The 6,778-nt window shown below is 43.7% G+C and carries 5 protein-coding genes; all 5 read left to right on the forward strand.

Annotated features, from left to right (window positions below; translation table 11 throughout):
* Positions 1-2,163 (forward strand): polysaccharide biosynthesis tyrosine autokinase, encoded by a 2,163-nt coding sequence (locus tag GX089_12620; GenBank protein ID NLP03333.1) that lies wholly within the window; start codon positions 1-3, stop codon positions 2,161-2,163.
* A 10-nt stretch (positions 2,164-2,173) separates the two neighbouring features.
* Positions 2,174-3,979, forward strand: coding sequence for a methyltransferase domain-containing protein (locus GX089_12625; GenBank protein NLP03334.1), 1,806 nt, complete (start codon positions 2,174-2,176; stop codon positions 3,977-3,979).
* A complete protein-coding gene (locus tag GX089_12630; protein ID NLP03335.1) occupies positions 3,976-5,082 on the forward strand; it encodes a glycosyltransferase in 1,107 nt (368 codons plus the stop codon). Before GX089_12625 ends, GX089_12630 begins: the two co-directional genes overlap by 4 nt.
* On the forward strand, positions 5,079-6,164 hold the full coding sequence (locus GX089_12635; protein NLP03336.1) for a glycosyltransferase family 4 protein: 1,086 nt from the start codon (positions 5,079-5,081) through the stop codon (positions 6,162-6,164). The genes GX089_12630 and GX089_12635 overlap by 4 nt, the downstream gene beginning before the upstream one ends.
* A gap of 36 nt (positions 6,165-6,200) precedes the next feature.
* Positions 6,201-6,778: glycosyltransferase (locus tag GX089_12640; protein ID NLP03337.1), on the forward strand; the 578-nt coding region annotated here is incomplete at its 3' end.

Below are 6,778 nucleotides of genomic sequence, written 5' to 3' on the forward strand. Positions count from 1 at the left end.
ATGACTTCAATATCAATAGAGAAGTTTCAGACAAACACCGGGTTTAAAGACTATCTTGCGGTTATATTCCGGAGGCACTGGATAATACTCCTCTCATTCTTAAGCGTCTTTCTCTCGACAATCTATTATGTATTTCAGATCGAAGATATATACGAATCATCTTCCACACTGGTCATAGAGGAGCATAGTGCCGTAGTCAATCAAATGATAAATGTTAACAGAAATCTCAGTTTTTACGAGGGTATTCTTGCCAGCCGTACTTTTCTGCAGTCTGTGCTTGACAGTATAGGGATGAATAATTTTGAACGCGTTTTTCCCAGAATTACGAAAGACGAGGCGCTGAAGTATATCCAGAACAGTCTCTCCCTTCGTAAAACTACCTTTACATCGTTTCTCAATCTGGTTGCACGCGCCAAAACAAGTGACCTTGCTTATCAGATCTCTTTTAAAGGGACCGAAATATTCCGTACCCGTTGTCAGGAGGTTGCCAGTGAGGAGTCGCGCAGGGCTCTTTTTGAGATTGAGAAACAACTGGAACTTATAAGGAAAAAACTGGAAACCGCGGAGCAGGATTACCGGACATTCAGTGATAAGACCGGTCAAATTCATGAGGGGACAACACCAGAGCTCAAAACACTTCAGGATGCTTACGCAAGCGGTCTGGCTCAGATCGGACTAAAGCAGGCTGATCTCGATGCTGAAAAGAAACAGCTCACCAACCTGGAGCGCAAATTTACTCCTGCAAGCAATATGCGTTCACCGGAGTACTCCCAACTGAGGGCAAAATTAAGCGAGCTGGAAAAAGAGAGGCTGCGTCTTGAGGGTCTTGGGATCAGACTGGCGGGTGTATCCACAATTGACAGAGAGATTCAGGATATAGAGAACCGTCTGCTCGAGTTCAAACAGACCAAGAGCAGCAGTCCGATAGATCCGGCAACAATGCGTCAGTGGCAGGAACTGCGTAAATCGGTTTTGACCAAAGAGGGGGAGCTTGAGCTTTTCAAGCGGCGTCTCGAATCTTATGAAAAAGCAATTAAATCCTACAAAGCAGGAAATCCTGATATTCTCTCTCATTCACTGGAGCTGCTCAGACTTAAAAGAGCCAAGGAGATTTACGAGAATGTCTATAACATTCTGCTTGAAAAAGCAGAAGAACAGAGAATCAGGAGTGCATCAAGTTCTGCCGGTATAAAGATTGTGGATCTTCCAGTAAAGCCACGGGATCCGATTCCGAAGAATGAGACAAGATTTTACCTGCTTGGCGCATTTCTGGGGCTTGCGCTTGGCCTGGGGCTGGCTTTTCTTATTGAGTTCAATGATACCACTATTAAAAGCAATGATGACATCGAGAGATATCTGGGCCTTTCGGTCCTTGGGACAATTCCCCATATAGCCCACATGAAGAAAAACGAAGTAGAGCTCCGCCGCCGCTCATCAATATCCCGAAAAGGCACCTCTGTACTCCATTATCCCAGACAGGTCTTTAATTTTGAAGGTGATGATTCTGTTACGACAGAATCTTACAGATCCCTGAGGACAAATTTATCATTTGTAAGTCCTGACAAACCTCTGAAAACAATTGTCCTTACTTCCGCAGGTCCGTCTGAAGGAAAATCTCTGACTATCTCCAATCTTGCAATGGCGTATGCTCAGATGGGAAAGAAGACTCTTCTTATCGACACAGACCTGCGGCGTCCGGTACTCCACCACATCTTCAATACCAAACGAGAGCCTGGCTTTACTGATCTTTTCATGGGGAATCCCGATTACGACCGCGTTACCAAATGCACCGAGAAAGACAACCTTTTTCTGATCTCAGCAGGAATGTTCACCCCCAACCCGGCCGAACTGCTGGGTTCTAACCGTATGATTCAGATTATTGATTATTTCCGCAACCATTACGACATAGTATTTTTTGATACTCCACCGATTGTAGCCGTGACAGATGCAACGCTTCTGGGTACTAAAATGGATGGACTTCTGATAGTAATCAAATCTCACCATACCGACCGGGATATCGCACTCAGAGCGGTAAACACAGTACGCAATGTTGGCGTGAGAATACTTGGAGCGGTTCTTAATGATATTAATCTTTCACATCGGTATTCCAGTTACGGATATTACAAATATTACTACCATTATTACAAATCGAAAAAAGACTAGTGGTTTTTAAATGTCTACCAGAGCTGAGCGCTCTTTCTCACAGGAAAAATTCCAGTCAGGCCAGTGGAAAACACGCAAGGTTTCCATCAGACCAGGCCTGCTTCGATCATTCGCTGATTTCATCTCTCTGAAACGCAAAGGTGTCGACCACCTTGCATCCAAGTGCTTTTCCTTTCATAAAGTGGTAGATTTCGGCTGTGGAACCGGTGCTTACAGCAGGTGGTTTATTGACAGATCCCGATCTACAGTTCTGGCAGTAGACTGGTCAATAGAGGCATTGAAATCTGCCCGGTTGAATGATAATTCCGGAAAAGTGATTCCTGTCTGTGCAGATTTACATCTTCTGCCTTTCAAGCACGAATCTATTGATGCTCTCTTTTCTGTTGATGCTCTCGGTCATCTCTCTAACCAGGAAAGAGCTCTCGATGAAATATCAAGAATTTGCAGACCCGGTGCTCAACTTTTCCTGCACAGTGAATGCGGAGATTACAGAAAAAGGTGGCCCGATAATATTCTTCTGAAAAAAAGTGGAATCGATTACCTCGCCAGGCTGGACGGGCATTTTTCAATCCGCCAGTCCAGTGAACTTCATGCTTCACTTTGCAGACGATTTGAGGTGAACAGGTCCTGCAGTCCTGCCGGTATTTTTGGATGGATTCTTGGATACCCGGAGAAATACCGTCTGGCATTTAAACATGCCCGTTTCCATCTTCTGTTCCTTCTTACATCTTTTTTTACACTGATAAAAAAGCTTCCGCTTGCAGGTCTGATATTCAGACTCTTAAACTCCATAACAAATAAAATAGAGGTGATCTGCGGAATCGAGGGGGGGGGATCATTCTTTGCCCATGCCCGTAAACCATACAAAGAGGTCTCTTTTTTCCATAGTGACAATTTACCAGTTGATATAATAATTCCTACCTACAAACGATCGGATTCAGTCTCAAAGACAGTTGATTTGATCCATAAACAATGCCGTCCCGGGGATTTCCTGTATATAGTCTGGCAGGGTGATGAGCCTCCGGTGGTACCGGTTTCAAACCAGGTACGCCTTCTCTACTCTCCCACACCAAATCTTCCACTGGCCCGTAACACTGGATTAAAAGCAGGGTTCAATCCTGTGGTCATTTTTCTCGATGACGATATAATACCTGATGCCAATCTGATTGATATGCACAGGAGATGCTACCTTGATAAGTCAATAGGAGCCGCAGCAGGTTTTACAGATGACCCTGTATTCGAAGGCAAAGCAGAAACACCTCCATGGTTTGATATCATAAATGGTGAAATACATCAGAATTTCTCGCTCTCCAAAAGCCAGTATGTAGTGAGTTTAATGGGCGCCAATATGTCTTTCCGGAGAGATGTATTGGCAGATATCGGTGGATTTGATGAGAATTTCAAGCACAATGCTCTTTTTGAAGAAGTGGACTGTGCTTTCAGAGTGATGAAAGCAGGGTACAAAATCTGGTACTGCGCTGAAGCCAGACTTACTCATCTGCACAATAACAGTGGCGGATGCAGGTCAGATAAAAGATACAGATATCTTTTTCACAGCTTTGCAAACACAGCGTACTTTCTGTGCAAATATTCTCCCCGCAAATCTGCTCGTTCATCGACTAATTTCTGGAAATATCGTTTGGAGTACCTCTCAAGAAAACCCTTAAAAATCAATTCCAGCAAAATGAGACACGATCCATTTGCAGTTATTGCCGGATTATGCGGAGCCGGTGCTGGTCTTGCCAGGTTCTTTCTTTATGGAAAAAGAATCGGGCTTCCTTCTCAAATCCTGGAAGAACAGGAATCCTGCAAATGAGAGTGGTGTGGATTTATCCCAAAATTGAGCGCTGCGGAATTTCAATTCATGCCCGTCACTACATCCATGCCCTGAAAAACCATCTGGACATTTTGGAAATTGACACAGATGATTTTTACTCAGACAACCGGCAGAACATCCAATTACTGGATTCCGCCGATCTGGTGCATCTTCAGTATGAATCATCTTTTTTCCTAAAAGACAGGAATGATTTTTTCCTCAGAACACTGAGCAGAATCAATAAACCGCTACTTGTCTCTCTTCACGAGGTTTACCGGGAATTTCCGGGAGTATTTGCGAGAAGCAAAATTTCGGGACCGTTGTTTTTACGGGTGATCCGGAGACTTATTTACGATTACAGACACCCCGCACAGACCGCTTACAGAAAGCATCTTGGAAAAAACTTCGGGGCTGACCTCGTTCTCGTTCACCATCATTACCACAAGAAGATACTTACAGAAAGTGGAGCTGATCCTTCCAAAATAGAGGTACTGGCACTTCCAGTAAAGATTTCCAGTGAATCTATTCCCTTTAAATGGACATCTGATCATGAAATCCACCTGGGGTCAACTGGTTTTATAAATCCTCAATTTAACTATGATCTGCTTTTTTCAATACTCAAAAAACTTGACAAGAAATGGCGTTTCACATGGATCGGAGGGATTAGAAATTCTGAACAGCAGGAATTATTTAACCGAATCATGAGTACCTTAAACCAGAACGGATGGGATAATCAATTCAGAATAACCGGATGGGTCAGTGAGGAAGAGCAGAGCAGATTTTTAAAAGAGCTCGACATCTACATGGCGCTTTTCTCAAACCGTGCATCATCTGCGAGTCTTAATCGGGCAATCGGGGCTCTTATACCAATTATTGCAACTCAACTTCCTCTTACTGAGGAAATCAACTCCCCGCACTGCAGTCCTCTTGTTGTAATTCCACCTGAGTGTGAATCTGCCATAGATGCGATCAATTCAATTTTGACCCGGAAAGGTTTCAGAGAAAAACTGCTGCAAAATGTTGGGAAATATGCGGAAATCCACAGTTACAGTGCCATGTCTTTAAAACTGGTTGAAATTTACAGGGGATTATCAGCAAAATGAATATTCTCTGGGATCTGCGCTTATTTTCATTCGGGTATGGCAGCCGTGGTGCAGGCAGGTTTACGGAGGCACTAACAAAAGCAATCATTGAATGTAATGATGATTTCAGGATTTTCGCCTGGGGCGATAAAACGAAGTTCCACAATTCAATACTGGAAAATAAACTGGAATGGATCCCTTACCGGATCAGTAACTGGAAAAGTGACCTTTTCACTATCCCTGCTTTGATTTTAAAGCATAAAATCGACCTTTTTCATTACTGGATCGCGCTTGGGCCCAAATGGCAGATTGGCCTTGGCCTGTTTAATCCCTGTGCTACTGTTGCTACGCTTTACGATCCGGGAGTTGAACTGTGGGATATTCCCTTTCTTAAAGCAGTGAGAACAAGCCGATACTGGAAAATGCAGAAGAGACTGATAAAATCAACAGACCGCTTTATCTGCATATCCAAGGCGACACTATCCGGTTTCGCCGGAATTTTTCCATCATTAAAGGACAGAATGCAAACCATATACATGCCTCTTACGGATAGCCGTTATAAGGGGAAAAAACGCGATCCCTATCTCATAACTCTGGGAGGCAGCATTCATAAAAACTGTGCCCGTGTCGTAAAGGCATTTTCCATGATCAAGGATTCGTTTCCCCATTACAAACTGCTGATACTGGGTAAAATAGACAGGAAAGAAGAGAATCTGGAGAGTGTTACGGAAAATGTATTTTTTGAAGAAAATATGGATTTTTATCATCATCATCTCACCCACGCGAGTGGCCTTCTCTTCTTTTCTCTTTACGAAGGACTTGGAATTCCACCGCTGGAGGCGATGAGTTACGGGTGTCCGGTTGCAGCATCCAGGATACCATCAATTGAGGAAACCTGCGGTGAAGCAGCCCGGCTCGCAGATCCACTGCAAACAGAGGCTATTGCGGATGCGATAAGTGATCTGATCATTAATAATGACTTATGGGCTGCCCGTTCGATGGAAGGTGCATCGAAATACAGGGAACTCAGTAAAAACTCCGGTACAAACTGTATTGAGATGTATCGTGAGTTGCTTTGCAATCGCAAGCATGCTGTTCTGTGACTACTGCTTTAATCAGTATTATAGTATACTTTGGATATGTTAGTTTCAATTGTAATACCAACCTTTGACAGACCGGGATATCTCCGTACGTGCCTGCAGTCACTCAGAGAACAGGTAAAAGATGATTCTGATACCGAGATAATCGCAGTTGATGATGGATCAGATGAAAAAAATGCATGTGAAAACCAGCGGATCTGCGCTGAATTCAATTGCCAATATCTGCATCAGGGTAGAAACAGGGGTATGGCTGTTGCCAGAAATGCCGGGATAGCCAAAAGCAGCGGCGAATGGGTAGTTTTTCTCGATGATGATGTTCAGGTGAATGAAAACTGGTTTGACAATTTGATTACTCTGCTGAAAGAGGTTCCCTGCTCAGTTCCTGGCATAGAGGGAAAAGTTACAGGATCAGGAGGAGGAGTCTGGGACAGAGAGGTACAGAATCTCAGTGGTGGAGCGTTTTTAACTTGTCATTTAATAGTCCGCAGATCTGTTCTTGACCGCTTATCGGGATTCGATCCTGAATTTGAATTTCTTGGACCTTTCTGTGAGGATCACGAACTTGCCGCGAGAGTTCTGATGTGGGGTGAAATTGTATTCAGTGATAAGATCAGTGT

Origin of the sequence: Fibrobacter sp., assembly GCA_012523595.1 — a bacterium.
GTDB lineage: Bacteria > Fibrobacterota > Chitinivibrionia > Chitinivibrionales > Chitinispirillaceae > JAAYIG01.